The organism is Corynebacterium sp. HMSC074C01, assembly GCF_001814605.1.
In the GTDB taxonomy this organism is placed as follows: Bacteria; Actinomycetota; Actinomycetes; order Mycobacteriales; family Mycobacteriaceae; genus Corynebacterium.
This window is the reverse complement of record NZ_KV817280.1, coordinates 202,901-222,868: the sequence shown is the minus strand read 5'-3', so window position 1 is coordinate 222,868 and position 19,968 is coordinate 202,901. Positions and strand designations below refer to the sequence as shown.

At 60.0% G+C, this 19,968-nt stretch carries 17 protein-coding genes; 9 read left to right on the top strand and 8 right to left on the bottom strand.

Translation table 11 applies throughout. From position 1 onward, the window contains the following. The first annotated feature begins 9 nt into the window (after positions 1-9). Together HMPREF2978_RS07660 and HMPREF2978_RS07655 are read left to right on the top strand one after the other, a co-directional pair. Positions 10-831 (top strand): ABC transporter ATP-binding protein, encoded by an 822-nt coding sequence (locus HMPREF2978_RS07660; protein WP_070527015.1) that lies wholly within the window; start codon positions 10-12, stop codon positions 829-831. Between the two features lie 80 nt (positions 832-911). Continuing rightward, entirely contained in the window at positions 912-2,417 is a 1,506-nt protein-coding gene (locus tag HMPREF2978_RS07655; RefSeq protein ID WP_083298994.1) for an ABC transporter permease, read from the top strand. Between the two features lie 85 nt (positions 2,418-2,502). Here HMPREF2978_RS07655 and HMPREF2978_RS07650 read toward each other — a convergent pair whose 3' ends face one another. After that, positions 2,503-2,952, bottom strand: a complete 450-nt coding sequence (locus tag HMPREF2978_RS07650; protein ID WP_070527021.1) for a DUF2631 domain-containing protein — start codon at positions 2,950-2,952, stop codon at positions 2,503-2,505. Between the two features lie 192 nt (positions 2,953-3,144). On the opposite strand from HMPREF2978_RS07650, the gene dxr reads away from it, so the two are divergent. From dxr to map, 5 genes are all read left to right on the top strand, one after another. Further along, a complete protein-coding gene (gene dxr, locus HMPREF2978_RS07645; RefSeq protein WP_070527024.1) occupies positions 3,145-4,311 on the top strand; it encodes a 1-deoxy-D-xylulose-5-phosphate reductoisomerase in 1,167 nt (388 codons plus the stop codon). A 15-nt stretch (positions 4,312-4,326) separates the two neighbouring features. Next, a complete protein-coding gene (locus tag HMPREF2978_RS07640) occupies positions 4,327-5,535 on the top strand; it encodes a M50 family metallopeptidase (protein ID WP_070744855.1) in 1,209 nt (402 codons plus the stop codon). Positions 5,536-5,599: 64 nt separating this feature from the next. Beyond that, positions 5,600-6,763: a flavodoxin-dependent (E)-4-hydroxy-3-methylbut-2-enyl-diphosphate synthase gene (gene ispG / locus HMPREF2978_RS07635; RefSeq protein WP_070744853.1), complete on the top strand. Its 1,164-nt coding sequence runs from the start codon at positions 5,600-5,602 to the stop codon at positions 6,761-6,763. A gap of 57 nt (positions 6,764-6,820) precedes the next feature. Further along, positions 6,821-8,671: a penicillin-binding transpeptidase domain-containing protein gene (locus HMPREF2978_RS07630; protein ID WP_070744851.1), complete on the top strand. Its 1,851-nt coding sequence runs from the start codon at positions 6,821-6,823 to the stop codon at positions 8,669-8,671. 69 nt (positions 8,672-8,740) lie between these two features. Beyond that, complete coding sequence (map, locus tag HMPREF2978_RS07625; RefSeq protein ID WP_070527034.1) at positions 8,741-9,610, top strand: type I methionyl aminopeptidase; 870 nt, start codon at positions 8,741-8,743, stop codon at positions 9,608-9,610. A 257-nt stretch (positions 9,611-9,867) separates the two neighbouring features. Here map and HMPREF2978_RS07620 read toward each other — a convergent pair whose 3' ends face one another. From HMPREF2978_RS07620 to HMPREF2978_RS07605, 4 genes are all read right to left on the bottom strand, one after another. Beyond that, complete coding sequence (locus HMPREF2978_RS07620) at positions 9,868-10,266, bottom strand: hypothetical protein (RefSeq protein WP_070744849.1); 399 nt, start codon at positions 10,264-10,266, stop codon at positions 9,868-9,870. A 48-nt stretch (positions 10,267-10,314) separates the two neighbouring features. Further along, on the bottom strand, positions 10,315-10,707 hold the full coding sequence (locus HMPREF2978_RS07615; protein WP_070744848.1) for a hypothetical protein: 393 nt from the start codon (positions 10,705-10,707) through the stop codon (positions 10,315-10,317). A 339-nt stretch (positions 10,708-11,046) separates the two neighbouring features. Then, positions 11,047-12,432 (bottom strand): mycothione reductase, encoded by a 1,386-nt coding sequence (mtr, locus tag HMPREF2978_RS07610; protein ID WP_070527043.1) that lies wholly within the window; start codon positions 12,430-12,432, stop codon positions 11,047-11,049. 56 nt (positions 12,433-12,488) lie between these two features. Continuing rightward, positions 12,489-13,490: an alpha/beta hydrolase gene (locus HMPREF2978_RS07605; protein ID WP_210398342.1), complete on the bottom strand. Its 1,002-nt coding sequence runs from the start codon at positions 13,488-13,490 to the stop codon at positions 12,489-12,491. Positions 13,491-13,790: 300 nt separating this feature from the next. Between HMPREF2978_RS07605 and mqo the strand changes: the two genes are divergently transcribed. Next, a complete protein-coding gene (mqo, locus tag HMPREF2978_RS07595) occupies positions 13,791-15,293 on the top strand; it encodes a malate dehydrogenase (quinone) (protein ID WP_070527049.1) in 1,503 nt (500 codons plus the stop codon). 301 nt (positions 15,294-15,594) lie between these two features. Here the strand turns inward: mqo and HMPREF2978_RS07590 are convergent, their stop codons facing one another. Continuing rightward, entirely contained in the window at positions 15,595-16,983 is a 1,389-nt protein-coding gene (locus tag HMPREF2978_RS07590; RefSeq protein ID WP_070527053.1) for a protein adenylyltransferase SelO family protein, read from the bottom strand. Beyond that, positions 16,976-17,791 carry a PhzF family phenazine biosynthesis protein gene (locus HMPREF2978_RS07585; RefSeq protein ID WP_070744839.1) on the bottom strand — a complete coding sequence of 272 codons (816 nt, stop codon included), beginning with the start codon at positions 17,789-17,791 and terminating at the stop codon, positions 16,976-16,978. The genes HMPREF2978_RS07590 and HMPREF2978_RS07585 overlap by 8 nt, the downstream gene beginning before the upstream one ends. 51 nt (positions 17,792-17,842) lie before the next feature. Here HMPREF2978_RS07585 and HMPREF2978_RS07580 point away from each other — a divergent pair, with 51 nt between their 5' ends. After that, a complete protein-coding gene (locus HMPREF2978_RS07580) occupies positions 17,843-19,156 on the top strand; it encodes a DUF4921 family protein (protein ID WP_210383631.1) in 1,314 nt (437 codons plus the stop codon). 79 nt (positions 19,157-19,235) lie between these two features. Here the strand turns inward: HMPREF2978_RS07580 and yaaA are convergent, their stop codons facing one another. After that, positions 19,236-19,958: a peroxide stress protein YaaA gene (gene yaaA, locus HMPREF2978_RS07575; protein WP_070744837.1), complete on the bottom strand. Its 723-nt coding sequence runs from the start codon at positions 19,956-19,958 to the stop codon at positions 19,236-19,238. Positions 19,959-19,968: the final 10 nt, after the last annotated feature.

The window sequence follows — 19,968 nt, the reverse complement described above, 5'->3', positions numbered from 1 at the left end:
ATACCGTTAATGCTTATGACTCATCCTTATCGCGAGGACTTAGCCACAGATCCACGCACCCAAGCTTTAGCGGTGCGCGATCTGCGCAAGTCTTTTGGTTCTCAGATCGCTGTCAACAGCCTCAACCTTGATGTCCCGCGCGGATCCATCTACGGCATAGTGGGGCCGAATGGCGCGGGCAAGACCACGATGCTGACCATGGCGTGTGGCCTCCAGCGCCCTGATGCCGGCCACAGCTTCATCGCCGGCCACAACGTGTGGGAAGAGCCCATCCCCGCCAAACAGGCCATGGGGCTGCTCATGGATGGGGCGCCGGTCTTTGACCGTCTCACTGGCGCTGAATACCTTCACTACCTCGGCGCCCTTCACAAGTTGGAGCGCTCCGAGTCGCTGCGCCGTGCGCAGGAGCTTCTCGACGCCCTCTCCCTCTCCGATGCCGCCGATAAGCGCATCGCGGATTATTCTGCCGGCATGACCAAGAAGATTCTCTTGGCGGGGGCCGTCCTGCACAACCCAGAGGTGCTTATCCTTGACGAGCCTCTGGAAGCCGTGGATCCGGTCTCCGGGCGCCTCATCCAGCAGATGCTGCGCGCCTATGCCTCCCGTGGCGGCACGGTTATTTTGTCTTCACACGTCATGGAGCTCGTCGAGGGGCTGTGTGACCACGTTGCCATCATCAACGGCGGCCAAGTCATCACTGCGGGTCACGTCGACGATGTCCGCCAGGGCCAAAGCCTGAGCGATCTCTTTATCGCGGCCGTCGGCGGGCGGGACCTGGATGCCTCGAAGTTTGGGTGGCTGCGCTCGCCAGCGGCAGGTGACGCTGAATGACATCCACTCTGTTCAGCCTTCATCGCACTCTGTGGTGGCGAAGCGTTTCTTCCAATCCGGCGACGCTCATGATGGGGCTCATGATGCTGATTTACGGAGCAATCGGCCTCTTTTCCATCGCAGCCATGGTGTATGCAGATATCACCACGCCCGGACACGGCTACCAAGCACTGACCGTCGGCGTGGCGGGCGGCATGCTCATTTACATACTCCTCGCTCTCTTTATGCCGGCGGGGGAGAATCAATTGAGCCCGACAACTCTGGGAGCCCTTCCTCTGACTCCCCGTGAGGTCCTTCCGGGCTTGTTCTTCTCCGGTCTGCTGACCACCCGCGCCATCATGTCGGTCGTCTTTTCCCTGGTGTATGCGATCATCGGCAGCATTTTCCTCATCCTGACAGGAACCGGGTGGGCTGCGGTGCCCTTCGTCGTGGGCATGGTGCTGTCGTGCGCGACGACCATCATTGTTGGCGAATGCCTTGTCCAAGTGGCTTCCGCTATCGCGGATTCCCAAAAGTCGCGCACCCAAATTGCGGCGATGGTGGTTATGGGCCTGCTGGTCTTTGGCATGCTGCAGGCACAGAGCGTCCTCGAGTCCTTGCCTCCGCTCGATTCCGTGGGCACCATCATGGCCTGGACCCCGTTGGGTGCCGGGGTGGGGTGGGCGCTCGCGCTTGCCGACGGCCACCTCATCACCGCCCTATCCCAACTCTTGATCGCGGTGGCCAGCCTTGTCCTGCTGGTATGGGCGTGGTCCCGTCAGATAGGCGGCCTCATGCGCAACCCCGGAACAGGCGGTGACGCAGCCAGCGAAGTGACGGGCAAGGGTGTGTCCAAGTTGGAGTTGGGCGCCTGGTCTTATTCCAGCCCGGCGGCGATGGAATATACCCGGGCTTTGCGTTATCTCACCCGCGATAAGCGGCAAACAGGCATGCTCTACACGATGCCACTGTTCGGCGTGCTGACGCTTTACCAGTTGTGGAGGGGCGATGATTTCACCGCCTATTTCATGCTGTGCTTCAGCGCGATCGTGCTCTCTTCGCTCTTGGCTAATGATTATGGCTTCGATGGGCCATCGAATTGGGTCCACATGGTGGCTCCGGTTGCTCCGCGCACCATCCTTCATGCGCGCCACCTCGCACACGTCACTATTCCCTTGATCGGGTTTGTGCTGCTTGCCGTAGTGGTACTTGTCTTTAGCGACAACTTCACCTTGGGCATGTTGTGCACAGCTGTGGCTCTAGGCGTGTTCATTTCCACGGCGGCGGTGGGCTTGGGACTGACCGTGCTTAACCCTTATCCCTTGTCAGCCCCGGGACAGAACCGGTGGAATGACAAATCCGGCTATTCCGCTGGCGCTTTCTTCACGGCGTTCGTCGGCATGATGCTGGTCTGGGTGCCCGCGCTTCCCGGCATCGTGGTTTCTGCCCTGAGCTATGAGCGCGGCGGCTGGCTGCTGTACGCCGCTGTGATAGTTTCTCTGCTGGTTCCGTCACTTGTCTACGCTGCTGTCTGGCGCTTCGCCGGAAAGAGGGCGCAGGAGCGAACCCCGGAGATTTACGCCACGGTAAACCGTTACGTGAGCTAGGGGGAAACAGATAGAACAAAAGCTCCCTTCCCGCAGTTCATTCATGAACAGCGGGAAGGGAGCTTTTGTTTACAGCGAAGAAGCTTTAGTTAGCCACCGGCTTGGCAGCGTGGCGGCCGTCGGACACGCCGCGGATGTGAGCAACGCGGGAGGGCTCAATGTTGAGGGCACGCAGCTCGTCATCGGTCAGGGAAGCGTAGACGTTGTGAACGGTCTTCTGCTCATATGCCCAATCCGGTTCCTCGTGGCCCACCGGCTTGTTACGGGCGGTCAGGGTGCGCACCTGGGAGAGCTTTGGCTGCAGGGCGTAAATCACCAGACCAAGGGCAATCAGGATTGCCAGGGCGAAGAGCCAGATCGTCTCCACGTGGCCCTTGTGGTTACCAAAGTTATAAGCAAGCAGGAACACGACGGACGTCCAACCAGCGATCTGTACGCCCGAGCGGCTGATGCGGGACCAACCGAAACCTGCGGACGGGACGTCATCGGTGGATACGCCGTCGAAAACCTGCGATGCCGGCTTGTGGGAAGACACTTGCTCTCCTTTGCGTGTACATGCAGCTCGCCCTGCTTAGAACTAATTGATTCGAGCGAGTGCACGAAAAATGCCAGTTATTCTGTGTAGTAGTTTAAATGATCCTGCCGATAACCGCGATTAAACACCCCCGACTATCGTTAGCGCAGCGCTCGCGACTCTTGCTTGGGTTGACCGGCTAGGGTTGAGAGGGTGAGTACCCAACGCATTCTTATTCTCGGCTCTACTGGCTCGATTGGCACCCAGGCTCTGGACGTTATCGCGGATAACCCGGATAAGTTCACAGTCGTGGGTATCGCCGCCGGCGGTTCCAACCCGCAGCTCGTCATTGAGCAGGCACGTGCCCTCAACCTTTCGTTTGACCACGTGGCCGTCGCCAAGCCCGATGCGGCACGCACCGTTTCCGAGGCCCTCGGTGGCACCGTGCTCTCGGGCCCAGACTCCGCCGAGAAGCTGGTCAAGGCGGTGGACGCCGATAAGGTCCTCAACGCGCTTGTAGGCTCCATGGGCTTGGCCTCCACCATCGCCACCTTGGAGAAGGGCGAGCTGTTGGCGTTGGCAAACAAAGAATCCCTCGTCGCCGGCGGCTCCATCGTCACCCGCTTGGCGGGGGAGGGCCAGATCATCCCGGTGGATTCCGAGCATTCCGCCATGGCGCAGTGCCTGCGCGCAGGCAGCGGCGTGGAGCTCGAGCGCCTCGTTCTCACCGCCTCCGGTGGTCCTTTCCGCGGTTGGACTCGCGAGGAGATGTGGGATGTCACCCCGCAGCAGGCTGCGCAACACCCGACGTGGTCGATGGGGCAGATGAATACCCTGAATTCGGCGACTTTGGTGAATAAGGGCCTTGAGCTCATCGAGGCGACGCTGCTTTTCGACATCTCCCCGGACCTCATTGACGTCACCGTTCACCCCCAGTCCATTGTCCACTCTATGGCTACCTTCACCGATGGCTGCACGATTGCGCAGTGCTCGCCGCCATCGATGAAACTGCCGATCTCCCTGGCACTTGACTGGCCGCGCCGCGTGCCGGGTGCCCAGCCGGCCCTGGACTTTTCCACCGCACATGATTGGCGCTTCGAGCCGCTCGATGACGAAGCCTTCCCGGCCGTTCGCCTTGCCCGTGAGGCGGCCGCTGCCGGAGGCACCCACGCTGCCGTGTATAACGCTGCGAACGAGGAGGCAGCGGCTGCTTTCTTGGCGGGCCGTATTCATTTCCCGGAAATTGTTGACGTGGTTAGCCACGTCGTGGAGCAGGCCTCAGAGTTCGCTGGTGTACCCTCTAGCGTCGATGATGTCCTCACCGTGGAAGGTGAGGCCCGCCGTCGCGCTAATGCGTTGGTGGATTCGCTCGCTCGTTAGAAAGCCCCCTAAATTATGGCCAATGTGCTCGGTATAATCCTCTTCGCCGTGGGGATCGGCATCACTGTTGCCTTACACGAGGCGGGCCACATGTTTACCGCCCGTGCCTTTGGGATGCGAGTGCGGCGCTACTTCATCGGCTTTGGGCCGCGCGTCGCATCCTTTACACGTGGCCACACCGAATACGGCCTTGCAGCTTTTCCGGTGGGCGGCTTCTGCGATATCGCGGGCATGACGGCACAGGATGAGTTCCTTACGGAGGAGGAAGAGCCCTATGCCATGTACAAGAAGCCGGCGTGGCAGCGGATCATCGTTCTGGCCGGCGGTATTACGGTCAACCTGCTGTTGGGATTCATTATCCTGCTGATCATTGCTATGACCACGGGCTTGCCCAACCCAGACGCGGATGTTCGTCCACGTGTAGGGGAGGTCTCCTGTGCCGTGAACCAGAATGCTGAGGGCGAATTGGAACCCTGCCAGGGGCTGGGCCCAGCTGGCGAAGCGGGCGTGGAGCCGGGGGATATTGTTGTCGCGCTGAACGGCGAGACCATGGACTCCTTTGCGCAGCTTCGCGATACCGTCATGAACTACCCCGGTGACACCGTCACCCTTACCGTCGAACGCGATAGCGAGCCGCGTGATTTCGATATCACTCTTGCAACAGTGACCCGGCTCAACGCGGAGGGACAGCTGGTGAAGGTCGGCGCCATTGGCATGACCAACCAGATTATCGATATCAGGGAGACCTACTCCTTCGTCGATGCCTTCCCGGCCACCGCGCGTTACTCGGGATATGCCTTGAACGCTACTGTCCAGGGCATCGCCCAATTCCCGGCAAAGATTCCGGGTGTGGTGGCTTCTATCTTCGGGCAGGAACGTGATGTCAACGGGCCGATGTCCGTGGTGGGTGCCTCCCGCGTGGGCGGCGAGCTGGTGGAGCGCAGTCTGTGGTCCACCTTCTTTATGATGCTGGCCACCCTCAATTTCTTCCTCGCGTTGTTCAACCTCATCCCACTCCCGCCGTTCGATGGCGGCCATATCGCCGTCATCATTTATGAGAAGATCCGCGACGCCCTGCGTCGCCTCATGGGTAAGGAACCGAAGGGGCCCGCGGATTACACCAAGCTCATGCCGGTGACCTATGTGTTGGCTTTCGTTCTGATGGCGGTGGGTGCGCTCATCATGATTGCGGACGTGGTCAACCCAATTCGGCTGTTTGGCTAGTGCTCCAGCTGCCGTATGCGGTGCTAGAGTAGGGGCGTTAAAACCCAATTAGCAAGGAGCACACATGTCGACCCCTATCGGTCTTGGTATCCCCGACGGCCCACCTCCTACCTTGGCGCCGCGCCGCAAGACGCGTCAGCTCATGGTTGGCCAGGTGGGCGTGGGCTCTGACCACCCCATCTCCGTGCAGTCGATGACCACGACGAAGACGCATGACGTCAATGCCACCCTTCAGCAGATTGCACAGCTGACCGCGAGCGGCTGCGACATCGTTCGCGTGGCTTGCCCGAAGACGGTGGACGCGGAGGCTTTGCCGGCGATTGCGCAGAAGTCCCCGATCCCGGTGATCGCCGATATTCACTTCCAGCCCAAGTACATCTTCGCCGCCATCGATGCCGGCTGTGCCGCTGTCCGCGTTAACCCGGGCAACATCAAGGAATTTGATGGCCGCGTCAAGGAGGTCGCGAAGGCGGCTGGTGATGCCGGCATCCCGATTCGCATCGGCGTCAACGCCGGCTCCCTGGACAAGCGCATCATGGAGAAGTACGGCAAGGCCACCCCAGAGGCTCTCGTTGAGTCCGCACTGTGGGAGGCTAGCCTCTTCGAGGAGCACGGATACGGCGATATTGCTATTTCCGTCAAGCACAACGACCCGGTCGTCATGGTGGAGGCCTACCGCCAGCTCGCCGCTCAGTGCGACTACCCGCTGCACCTCGGCGTTACCGAGGCCGGCCCCGCATTCCAGGGCACCATCAAGTCTTCGGTCGCTTTCGGTGCCCTGCTTGCCGAAGGTATCGGTGACACCATCCGCGTGTCTTTGTCCGCGGACCCGGTCGAAGAGATCAAGGTTGGTGACCAGATTCTGCAGTCGCTTAACTTGCGCCCGCGCAAGCTGGAGATTGTCTCCTGCCCGTCCTGTGGTCGCGCGCAGGTGGACGTGTACAAGCTGGCCAACGAGGTCACCGAGGGCCTTGACGGTATGGAATTCCCGCTGCGCGTGGCCGTCATGGGCTGCGTGGTGAACGGTCCGGGCGAAGCCCGCGATGCTGACCTTGGCGTAGCTTCCGGTAACGGTAAGGGCCAGATCTTCGTCAAGGGTGAGGTCATCAAGACCGTTCCAGAATCCAAGATTGTGGAAACGCTCATCGAAGAGGCAATGCGTCTGGCAGAAGAGCAGGGCCTGGAAGCCGTCGAAGGCGCCAAGGCTGAGGTCCGCGTTACCAAGTAGCCCATCTGCGGTGTGGGGCGGCCGTCGGGCCGCCCTCGGCTGCTACGCTGCCCAACCATGAAGAAGTTCGTGGCGCTGCTCGGTGCGGCAAGCATCGCGGCGTCGTCTTTGGTGGGATGCACCCCCAAGCCGGTGTCCGCACGCCCAGTTGCCGAGCAATTCCTAGAAGACATGGAAACCCGCAACAATGAGGACCTAACACAGCTCGTTGATGACAGCACCACGGCCACGAACACCCTCGACGCAACCTTCGCGGGCCTGCAAGCAGAGGGTCTCGACGTTGAATTGACCGACGTTGAGCAAGAGGAAGCCAAGGCGACCGCGCACTATTCAGTGACGTGGACTCTGCCGCGCAACCGTTCCTTGCGCTATGACACGTCTATGGCCTTGACACGCAAGGATAAGGACTGGACCGTGCGCTGGCAGCCCAGCATCATCCACCCTGACCTCGGTGCGCACCAGCACCTTGAGCTGCGATCGATCGCACCGAAACGCGCTGGCGTGGTCTCCTCTGATGGCGTGGAGCTGATGTCTCCGGGTTTGCAATACCGGCTCGTCGTCGACACCGACGTGGTGGATGATCCCCGCCCCGTTGCCGCAAAAGTATCCGGCGCGCTGAGCCAGGCGCACCGGGAGGATGATTCCTTCCCCGAAATTGATTCTGGGGAGCTCGCCAAAAACCTCGAAGAGGTCGATGGTGCTTACTCGGTCACCATGCTCAATGAGTCTCAAGCAGCGCGGCTGCGCCCGGTACTGGAGAACCAGAAGGGGATTCGCTTCAACGAGGAATCCGCGCTTATCACGCGCGATACTGGTTTGGCCCCGGATATCCTCGCCCGCGTGCGGGCGATGGTCTCTGAGGAAGTCGACGGGACTAATGGCTGGTCTGTCTCGGTAGTCAACGAGCACGGCGCCGCGCTTTCCGACGTCGAGTATCACGAACCCGAGGCAGCCCCTTCCGTCAAAGTATCGCTGGACTATGACGTCCAGCGTGCTGCGCAAGAAGCGGTCAATCTGCGCCCCGAGTATGAAGCCATGATCGTGGCCATGCGCCCTTCGACGGGCGAGATTCTTGCCGTGGCCCAAACCCCGGAGGCAGATAAGAAGGGTGATATTGCCCTCCAAGGCCAGTTCCCTCCCGGTTCGGTGTTTAAGATCATTACGGCTTCGGCGGGCGTCGACAAGCAAGGCCTTTCGCCAGACTCCATCGTGCCGTGCCCCGGAACCATGGACCTGTATGGGCGAACCGTGACCAACTACAACGGCTTTTCCCTGGGCTCGGTGCCGCTGCGCCAAGCCTTCGCGCAATCCTGTAACACCACTTTCGCGCAGATTTCGACGGACCTTCCGAAGGGAGAGCTGCGCGACGTGGGCAAGCAATATGGCCTGGGCATCGACTATGAGGTACCGGGACTGTCGACGCTCACCGGCTCCGTCCCCGAGGGTGAGACTCCTCTGGAGCGCACGGAAGCTGGCTATGGTCAGGGCCTGGACCTTGTGTCTCCCTTTGGCATGGCGCTTGTCTCTTCGACAGTTGCGGCAGGCAAGACCCCGACGCCGACGCTCATTGAGTCACGCGAAACCAAGGTTTCGGAGGAGGTCCCCGCGCCTAGCGAGGAAACCTTGGCTCAAGTGCGTGACATGATGCGCCAGGTAGTGGCGAGCGGTACCGCCGCAGGAATGCAGGCCCAGGGGACTGTCTACGGCAAGACTGGTGAGGCGGAAATCAACGGCGGCTCGCACGCCTGGTTCACCGGATTCCGGGATGATGACATTGCTTTCGCAACGCTTGTCGTTCTGGGCGGTGGCTCGACGATTTCGGTCAACATCACTGATAATTTCTTGCAGCGTCTGGACGCCCTACGCGCGGAAGGCCACGGCGAGGTTCCTCCCGCACAAGAACAGTAAGGCGCGCTCGTTAGGGCGTCGTTGGTGCTCTTTGTCGGGTGCTGGGCAAGAGGGCTACCATGAGTAGTTATGACTAAGCGCGCGATGCTGAAACAAGAAAAAGATACCCCAATCCGCAAGGTACCGAAGGATATTGAGCGCCCCGAGTACGTGTGGAAGGACACGGTTCAGGAAGCTCAGGGCGAGCCATTCGTGCAGACCCCGGAGGTTATTGAAGCCATGCGTGAGGCCTCCCGGATTGCTGCCAACGCCCTTCAGGAGGCGGGAAAGGCTGTGGCGCCCGGTGTCACCACGGATGAGATTGACCGCGTTGCGCACGAGTACATGTGTGACCACGGCGCATACCCGTCGACGCTGGGATACCTGGGTTTTCCGAAATCCTGCTGCGTCTCCCTCAACGAGATTGTCTGCCACGGCATTCCGGATACCACGGTGATTGAGGACGGTGACATCGTCAATATTGACGTCACAGCGTTCAAGAATGGTGTCCACGGCGATACGAACGCTACATTCCTCGCGGGTAACGTCACCGAGGAACACAAGCTGCTGGTGGAGCGCACCAAGGAAGCGATGATGCGCGGCATTAAGGCAGCAAAGCCCGGCCGTGAGATTAACGTCATCGGACGCGTCATTGAGTCTTATGCTCACCGTTTTGGCTACAACGTGGTCACTGACTTCACGGGCCACGGCGTAGGCCCCACCTTCCACAACGGGCTGGTTGTGCTGCACTACGATTCCATGACCTACCGTGACATCCTCGAGCCTGGAATGACCTTGACCATCGAGCCGATGATTAACCTGGGCTCGCTGGACTATGAGATTTGGGATAACGGTTGGACCGTCCAGAACACCGATGGAAAGTTCACAGCCCAGTTCGAGCACACCATCGTCATCACCGATGATGGCAACGAGATCCTCACCTTGCCAGATGAGGCCTAGCGTTTAAGCGCCGACGTTTAAGCGCCGAGCGCTTAAACACTTCCAAAGAAGAAAACAACGCCCTCCGCTTCCCGTGTAGTCACGGTGAGGCGGAGGGCTTAGTTCTTCCGAAGGGGAGCGCGCGAAGCGAAAAACGTAGGCGGCACGAAGTCTCCCGCTGTCGCGATGGTGGCATGGCATGCAAAAGCGCCCATCCCCTTAAAGAGAAATGGGCGCTGATTAAGCGTGCTGAGTAAGTCAGCACGCCCGCAACTTAATTAGCGGCGGAAGATCGGGTCCAGCACGTGTGCCGGGATGATGCCGTTGTAAACAGCGTAGTTGTAGGCGCCAATGACAGCGCCGATAACGGAGGAGATGCCCAGGGCGATGGTGCCCTGCTTCCAGTAGGAAGCCCACTTCGGCATGTTCGGGTCGACCTCTTTGCCGAACATATCCTCGCCGGTGACCTGGTTGCCAGGGTTAACGACAGGCTTGCCGTCCTCGCCCTCTTCCCATGCGCCCCACTCCTTGCCCTTCTGAGTCAGGGAGCTGGAGGAGGAGAAGGAGGAGGTGCCCTCGTTGTTGTTTGCGGTCTCTGCGGAGGCAACGGCGGTGCCGCCGAAAGCTACGGTGACAGCGGTAGCAGCAGCAACGGCTGCGGTGCGGAAGTTACGCATTGTGAAAATTACCTTTCGGAAGTTTTGGTGGAGCCGTGTGGCTGTTGCTTACAGGGACGGGCCGTGTACGAAGAAGTTGTATACGGGGCCGATGATGCTGCCAAGCAGAGTGCCGAGGCCAGCAAAAATGGTTGCGCCGTAGAAGATCTTTGCCCATGCCGGCTGGCCGGAGAAGTCCTTGGAGGAGCCGAAGATGGCAACGCCGTTAGCTGCCTTGTCGCCCTCAAGCTGCTGGCCGATCTTGGAGGACAGGGAAGGCTTGTAATCCTCTGGGGTCGTGTCGGCTTCGCCGTCCGGAGCGGTCTTGGACGGGCCGTGATCCTTAACGGGAACGGTGTGGTTGCCCTGCTCAACGTTGTCAGCGGCGGAAGCGACGGTGGTGCCGCCGAAGGCAACGGCGAGAGCGGTTACGCCGGCGATAGCTGCATTGCGGATACGCATATCAAAAGTCCTTAGTGTCGTACGTGCAAGACCCCGAGACGGAAGGTCTTGATTTACAGGGATAGGGATTAGTTTGGTATCCCCAAAACACACCGAGTCGGTAGAAGCTACCGACTCTTTCCGGTGTCCGTAACTAAAGTAGCCAACGGTCAGGCAAAATGCACGTCAGTTTGAGCCTTCTTTTAAGTCCCGGGGTCTACCACCCCCGAAATAGGTGAAATTCTGAAAGGTTGCTGGCAGATGTTAGTGACGTAAAGTGTTGTCTGTAGTGGCATCCAGCGGTTTAAAGAATTTAATGTGATGGAAATGTGAAAAACATCACACTTTGAAATGTAACTTTTACTCCTGCCACTCTAGTCCCAAAACTGCGTTTTCCACTACTTCTGGCAGCGCCGGGTGGATCCAATATTGAGAGCGGGCAAACTCGCGCATATCAAGCTCATAGGTCATCGCAGTGATCAACTGCTGGATAAGAGTGGACGCTTGTGGGCCCATTAGGTGGGCGCCGAGGAGCTTGCCGGTGGCCCGATCAGCGACGAGCTTGCAGATGCCCGTTGTGTCTTCCATAGCCCAGCCATAGGCAACGTCGCCAAAGTTCTGCACCTTCACCGTGACGTCATAGCCCTTCTCGCGGGCTTGTGCCTCAGTAAGTCCCACCGTTGCAATTTGTGGGTGGGTGAAGACGGCCGCGGGGACGTGCTCATGCGGCATTGGCTGGAGATCGTCTGTGTGCAACAGGTTGTGCTGTACCGCCCGTTGCTCCGCATTGGCTACGTGCTTGAGCATGTAGGGGGAGGAGACATCGCCGAGAGCCCACACACCCTCGCAGGTGGTGCGACCAAACTCGTCGACCTTGATGCGCCCGTCCTCGTGCATTTCAATGCCGCTGTTAGAAAGATCCATCTGATCGCCATTGGGTTGGCGGCCGGTGGCCACGAGGATGGCTTCTGCCTCCACGACATCACCGCTATCCAAGGTTAGGCGTACACCGTCTGCGGTTTCCTCTAGTGCTGTGGCGGTGCCAATGCGGACGTCGAAACGCTTGCGTGCGATGTCGTTGAAACGGGAGCTTAAGTCTTCGTCGAGGAAACGGAGGAGCTTCTCCGAGCGGTTGACCACGGTTACTTCGGTGCCCAGGCCGTCGAAGACGTGGGCAAATTCCATGGCGATGTAGCCGCCACCGACCACGATGAGGCTGCGCGGCTGCTTCTCAAGCCGCATGATGTCCTCGTTGGTGTGGATTGGCACGGAAGAGCTGGCATAAGGTTCGGGCAGTACAGGGCGTGATCCGGTAGCAATAACTATATTGTCGCCGGTGATGATGTCGTCGCCGGCCTGCAGGGTTTTCGGTCCGATGAACCGAGCGTGCTGATCAAAGACTGTAATATTGGGCGTTTCCTCGCCACGGCGGTACTCTTCGCCGCCGCGGGCTATCTGATCAATGCGGTTGTGGAATACGCGCTCGACAATGCCCTCCCAATCCACAGCATCCACGTGCGCGCTGAGCCCAAGACGGGTTGCCTCGCGCGCGGCGAGTGCAACGTCGGCGGCGTAGACGTACATCTTCGTCGGAATGCAGCCCACGTTGAGACAGGTTCCGCCGAAGGTTCCCTTTTCGATGATGGCGATGGATTTATCGTCGAACTCAGGAGAGGGGATTGAATTTCCCGACCCGGTGCCGATGATGACGAGGTCAAAGTGCTGTGCGGAAGTCATGCCGACCATTCTAGAGGCTGCCTAGCCGCAACTCCTGCAGGTTGAAAAGCGCGAGGTGAGCGAGTCTAAACCGTCTCAACTGGGACCACGGTGCGCAGCCATTCCGCGGTGGTGGAGAGGGCTTCCTGCAGCGGTTCGGGGCGGGAAAGAAAGAGATCGTGGCGCCCATTATTTACAATGTGGAGCGTATAGCGAGCGCTGAGCTCCTTGGCCCATCGCTGGCTTTGGCGTACGTCCACGACAACATCGGCGGTGTTAGTGGATTCGCTATAGGGCTGATTGAGCTCGGAACGCCCTGAAGTCATGGTCAGCAGCGGGAGTCCCATGTCGATGCGGCCGGAATGGATCGCGTCGAAGCCATGGAAGACCGCTGCTACCCAGCCCAAGTATTTCGGATGCCCGCCCAGTGGCTTGAAGCGACGGTCGAAATCCCAGTCACCCTGCTCTTTGGAATGGATAGATTCCCCGTAGGCAGTGAGATCGCCTCCGGGAATCGGGAACCTTGGGGCGATAGCAGCGCCGGCGTAGATTACGTTCTTGAGCAGCTCATAAGTTTTATCCGCCATTCCCATCATGGCCAACCAGGGGCTGTTGAAGACGACGCCGGAGATACGGTTGAAGCGGTCGCGGTCCTGGCGGCGGAGGCGATCCAGCCAGAGTGCGATGATGGTGCCGGCGGTGGAGTGGCCCATGATGACGACACGCTGGTTGGGGAGGGCGTCGAGAGCCGCGTTGAGGTCGGCGTCGTAATACTTCATATCGCTGATGTAATGCCAGGTTTGGCCGCTCCTTCGGGAGCGCCCGCACTTGCGCAAGTCGAGAGCATAAAAGGCATAGCCGAGCTCGTAGAAATAGCGCGCTACGTGTTCGTGGAAGAAGTAGTCCGTCATGCCATGGACCCACACCAAGGCGGGGCGGTCATCGTGGGCATCCGTGTCGGGACAGTAGCGCACGAGCGTCGCGCACACATCGCCCTCGCCATCAGGGTCGGCGCCGAGTTCAAGGGTGGTGGTTTGGAAATCGGGCCCGAGGAAATCTTCTGTCCATTCGAGTTCGTCATATGTCATGGAGCTCATAATAGGCCGTGCAGCCAGGTACGTCGGGCGGGGCGGAGCGCTAGCGGCAGATGTCCTGCACCACGAATGGGGTAATGGGCTCGGATTCGGGCATTTATTCTCCCAGGAATGCCTATTTTGCGGCGAGGGGCGTAAGGTGGAGTCAATGCTTGACGGACCTCTCGCAGGGGAGGTCTGTATGCCGGTTTGCTTCCTAGCATCGTCGAGCGCTTCTCACCGCGCCCTGTGCACCCACATGCGCCGGGCACTTGACCACAACGAATATATCGACTCAAAGAGGTAATAAGTACAGTGTCCTCCGATAAGAAGACAGCACAAGTAGTAGACGAGGTTGAGGTCGCACTCATTGGTGCAGGTATTATGAGCGCCACCCTCGGCGCCATGCTGCGTGAGCTCGAGCCTAGCTGGACCCAAATGGTCTTCGAGCGCCTAGATGGACCTGCCCTTGAGTCCTCTTCGCCGTGGAACAACGCCGGTACTGGCCACTCCGCGCTGTGCGAGCTGAACTACACCCCGGAGAAAAATGGCCGCATTGATATCTCCAAGGCTTTGAACATCAATGAGAAGTTTCAGGTTTCTCGCCAGTTCTGGTCCCACCAGCTCGACAACGGCATCCTGACGGACCCGAAGGCCTTCATCAACCCGGTTCCGCATGTGTCCTTTGCGCAGGGCTCCATCCAGGTGGACTATCTGAAGCGCCGCTTCGACGCGCTGAAGGATAACCACATGTTCCCGAACATGCAGTTCAGCGACGATGACGCCACCTTCCAGGAGAAGCTGCCCCTGATGTCCCAGGGCCGTGACTTCAACTCGCAGAAGGTTGCTATCTCTTGGACCGAGGCGGGCACCGACGTCAACTTTGGTGCCCTGGCTAAGCAGTTCTTCACTGCCGCTAAGGCTGCCGGTACCGAGATCCGTTATGGCCACGAGGTCGTTGATATCAAGCGTGAGGGATCCAAGTGGCGCGTGGTGGCAAAGAACCTCCACACCGGTGACTACCAGGCTGTCCACGCCAAGTTTGTCTTCGTAGGCGCCGGCGGTTACGCACTCGACCTGCTGCGTAAGGCTGGTGTCCGTGAGGTTTCTGGTTTCGCCGGTTTCCCGGTTTCGGGCCTGTGGCTGCGTTCCAAAAACCCGGAACTTGTCAAGCAGCACCACGCCAAGGTGTATGGCAAGGCTGCTGTGGGCGCTCCGCCGATGTCCGTGCCGCACCTGGATACCCGTGTCATCGACGGTGAAGAAGGCCTGTTGTTTGGCCCCTACGGTGGCTGGTCCCCGAAGTTCCTGAAGAAGGGCTCCTACCTGGACCTGTTTAAGTCCATCCGTCCGGACAACATCACCTCTTACCTGGGCGTGGCAGCACAGGAGTTTGGTCTGACCAAGTACCTGGTGACCGAGGTCCTCAAGGACTTCGACAAGCGCGTTGAAACCCTGAAGGAATATGTCCCGAGCGCTGACCCGGCTGATTGGGAGACTGTCATCGCCGGCCAGCGTGTCCAGGTGATTAAGCCGGCGGGTGCACCGCAGTTCGGCTCCTTGGAGTTCGGTACCACCCTCATCAATAACCCTGAGGGCAACATCGCCGGCCTGCTCGGCGCTTCCCCGGGTGCTTCCATCACCCCGGCCATCATGGTGGAGCTGCTGGAGCGCTGCTTCGGTGAGCACATGATCCAGTGGGGCGATAAGATTCAGGAAATGATTCCGTCCTACGGCACCAAGCTCTCCAAGGACAAGAAGCTCTACAACGAGATGTGGGAGTACACGCAGAAGACGCTGCAGCTTGAGTCCAAGTAGTTTCTCCTTTCGGCTCGTAGGTGCTTGCCTCGCAGGTTATTCTCAGTAATTGGCAGGAAGTGTTCAGTGCACCGGAACGCTTCACCAAGGACAACGCCCCATAATGATGTTGTGCGTTTGAGAGAGCGCATGCGAGAGAGATAGAGAGAACCCCAGCCGCGCGGGGCGGTCGGCCTGAGAAACCGACCGGGAGCGTGGCAGTGAAAGATAGAGACGCACCGCCGCCCCGAGACTCCGTTTCCTTTCCTACGGAGACCTCGGGGCGGTGGTGTGTTTCCTTCTGTTTCTGCGCTTTAGGCTCCTAGGTTCCGCAGAAGGTGAGATAGCCTTCCGTACCGCCGGGCTGCTCATACTCCGGCGCAGCATTAAAAGGATGCGTGGTGGCGTGCAGGAGACGGGCGAACTCTTCGGCATCGCCCAGAGCGCTTTCGACCAGCCGCGGCCGGGGAATCACGCGCGGTACGGTCTGGTCTAGGAGCTTGATGTCAGGGCCACTTGTGCAGTAGGCATCAACGAAACTCCTATCCTCGAACTTCTCATAGGCTGCCGCAGGTTCGCCTGCCACGGCGTTGACGAGGCTGCGGTTGGCCTGTGTCAGGTCCGGGGCGGCCTCTGCGAGGGCAGCGCTGTACTCCTGGAAAAGCTCGTCGGGCATCTGCAGGCGACGCTGTGCCTCTCGGCGGCGGGCCCTCTCATAACGTTCGCCAAAGGTATCGATAGCCTCTTGAGCCCAGGTGAGGGCGATGTCAGGGGAGTCGTCGAAAAGCGGCAGCAGTGACTCCGCCAACCGCGCAAGGTTCCATCCCAGCATGTCGGGCTGGCGCCCAAAACGGTAGCGGCCCTGCGTATCGATGGAGCTAAACCAGGTGTTGGGGTCATAGCTTTCCATGAACGCGCAGGGGCCGTAGTCAATGGTTTCGCCCGATAACGTGGTGTTATCGGTGTTCATCACGCCGTGAATAAAACCCAGCTGCATCCACCCGGCGACCGTCGCGGCTTGTGCCTCCATGACGTGCGTGAATAGCTCCTGGCAGTCGGCGCCGGGGTAGTGGCGTTCACTGGTGTAGGCGGCGAGCTGTTCGAGTAGCCCGGGCACCTGCGAGTGCGCGGCAAAGTGGAAGGATCCGACACGGATGTGGCTTGCGGCCACCCGCACGAGGACCCCTGCCTCTTCCACCATTTGGCGCTGGATGGGGCGCCCAGTGGCGAGGACCGCCAGCGAGCGCGTGGTGGGCACACCTAGGGCGTGTATCGACTCGGAAAAGAGATACTCACGCAACATTGAGCGCAGCGTGCCGCGTCCATCAGAGCCATAACGCGAGTAGGGAGTCAGCCCCGTGCCCTTGGCATGCAGATCCCACAGGCCCGAGGGGTTGTGAGAGGCGGTGGGGCCGGTGACTTCGCCCAAGAGCAGGGCGCGGCCGTCACCCATTGCCGGGTTATATTGTCCGAATTGAAAGCCCGCATAGGCCATCGCGTGGGGAGTGACTGCTCCGCGGCCGAGGAGGAACTCTATTCCGTCCTCGCTGCGCAGCCAGTCTGGGTCGAGGCCGAGCTTAGCGGCTAGGTGCTCATTGAGCGCCACGATTCGTGGTGCTGGCTGTTCTTCCCCGCGGGTTGCCCTGACCATCTGTGGCAAGCGTTGGGCAAAGTCATTGTGCAGCTCAAAAGGCAGGGACTGCTCAGTCATCGCGGGACCCCAGGGTTCCGCGCACGCGAACGTGGACGTTGCCGCCTACCCAGAGCTCGTCCCCGTCATCGTCGATAAAGACGCGGCCATCGCGGCCTACCTGACTGCCCTGTGCAGCGGTATAGCGGGCAGGTACAACGCCCTTGGCGCGGAGGAACTGGGCCGCTCCGCCGTTGAAAGAACCTGTGACGGGGTCCTCGAATTGCCCGGTGATGGCGCGAACCTCGTAGGCCGGTTCCACATCCCCGGTGAGGCCGACCACGCCGACCTTGACGCCCGGGGTGGGTGTGGGGCGAAGCTTCCGCACGGCTTCAGCAGACTCGAGCTGGACCAAGCGCCAGCCAGGCCCGTTGTCCACCCAGCCGGAGTCAACGATGTTCTCTTCGTCGATTCCGAGTACGGCGGCTGCTTCGGAGCGCTCAGCCTCACTGAGCTCCCCGTGGCGCAGCAAGGGCGGGGTAGCGAAGGCGAAACGGCCTTCGTCTTGGCGCACGGTGACTAACCCGACACCGCATTCCTGAATCAGGGGCCCGCTCTTTCCTAATAGCTCCGCCGCGACGCGCGCACTGCCCAGCGTGGGGTGACCTGCGAAGGGGAACTCTTCGTACGGGGTGAAGATTCGCACGCGGTAGTCCGCGCCTGGATCTGTAGGCGAGCACAGGAACGTCGTCTCAGAGAAATTGGTCCAGTGCGCGATACGCTGCATCTCTTCGGTGCTTAAACCATCGGCATCCGCAACCACGGCGAGGGGATTACCGGTAAACGGCCCAGTGGCGAAGACATCTACTTCAAAGAATCGGTGCTGCATGGGGCCTAAGTCTAGTCGCACTGGCGGGCGGGGAGGTCTACGCTGGGCTGCATGAGCGAAGCACTTTTTAGCCGCGTTGAACCTATCCAGACCATGGCGGATGGGACCGTCAAACAGGTCAACCCTTTCTCCGGGACAGAGGTGTGGACCGTGCCAGGACGCGGCAACCGTCCGCTTGCGCATGCAGCAAAGGATCCGCATCCGCTGGGCCCTGATGCCTTGACGCACAGCTGTGCCTTTTGCTCAGGCCGCATGTTGGATACTCCGCCGGAAAAGTCTCGCATCTTGGCCTCGGGGGAGATTCAGCGCGGCCTTCTTCCGCACGAGCTGGATAACTCCCAGCCGCTGTTTCGCCGCGTTCCTAACCTTTTTGAAATCGTGTCTTATGACTACTGGCACGAGAACTATGGCTTCACCATGGACCCAGACCTGGCTTGTCACAAGGAAAGCTACGAGGCTGACGAGGCCGGACGCCTGCACGTACTCAATGTGGTGCGCACCAAGCTCAAGGCGGCGGGCAAGGATGTCGCGCTGGACGACGATTCTCTGCTCGCCCTCGCTGATGGCTTCTTCGGCGGCGGACACGATGTCATTATCTCCTCGCGGCACTTCGTGGACGGGGCGGTCGATGATAGCCAACTAGCCTCCTCCGGCACGCTGAGCCCCGATGAGCACTTCTTGCTGACAACGTTCACTGCGGAATCGACGCGCGAGCTCTACCAACGTAACCGCTACGCCTCTTATGTCGCCGTATTTCAGAACTGGCTGGCACCGGCGGGTGCGTCCTTCGACCACCTGCACAAGCAGCTCGTTGCGATTGATGCCCTGGGCATGGCGGCTCACCAGGAAAATGCGATTCTGCGGGCGCACCCCAACATGTACAACGATTGGGCTGTGGGCTATGCGGCAAAGCGCAACCTCGTCATAGCAGAAAATGACTATGCGGTGCTCTTCGCAGGATTCGGTCACCGCTATCCCACGCTCGAAATTTTCTCCAAGTCACCGCGCTGTGAACCGTGGGAACAAAGCCCTGAGGAAGTGCGCGGAATGTCGGATCTTATCCATGCAGCGCACGCCGCGGTGGGGCCGGAGGTGGCCTGCAATGAAGAATGGCACCACCGACCACCCAGCGTGGATCTGCCGCAGCCGTGGCGCGTCATGATCAAGCTGCGCGTGTCCACGCTGGCCGGTTTTGAGGGCGGCACCAAGGTCTATATCAACACCATCGATCCGTGGGGCTTGCGAGATCGCATCGTGGACGCCATGTTCCGCCTCCGCGAGCACGGAAAGATTGCCTCCGGCATCTCTATCGCCACTGAGTGCGAGCTCAAGCGCAATAGTTTGCGCTATAGCCCATTGGTTTGAATGGCCCCGCTTCGATTGAGCCAGATAAACTGATAAATAGATAAATCGGCGGGCGTAGATAAATTGATAAATAGATAAATCAGACCACGAGCACCAGCTCGGTGCCGCGCAGTTCGGTGCTCATGCCTGCCTCTTGGGCTACGCGGGCGGCATCCTCGAGGGAGGAGACATTATCGCCCTGGAGGGCGAGTACGCGAGCGAGTTCCCCCTTGTAGTGCTTGTTGAAGTGAGAGACCACCTTGCGGGAGCCATCCTCTTGTACTGACTCCACGCGCACGGTAGCGGCGTCCTTGAGCTTGCCCAGTTGCTGGTAGGTGCCCGAGCGCATATCGATGAGGAACTCGTCAGCGTCGACAAGCGCACGCAGCTCATCGGTGATGGCCGTACCCCATCGCGACTTCAGCGTGCGCCCGCCCAGCTTGGTGCCGCCGGAAAGCCGGTAGTGCGGGATGAGGTCATCAGCGCGCACCAGACCAAATAATGCATCGCCCACGGCGAGGAAGCGCCGCGCTTCCGGGGGGAGGGTGGGGGCGTTGAGGGCGTCGTACAGCACGCCGGTGAAACGCTCCAGCGCGGGCATGGTGGGGGAGGATACCAACTCGCGGTTGGACTCGGCTTCCCCACGTAGTTTCTCAGAGAGCTTGAGCACCTCCACCGCTTCATCGACGTCGAGGGAAGACAATTCTGCAGCGATTTCTTGGCGGATCGGGTTCAGTGCGGGGAAAGAGAGCTCGTCCCAGTTGAGGGGCGCGCCGCTGCCGCCGTGTGCTTTGGTCTCAGAAGGAGGGAGGATGATCAGCATGGCTACATGC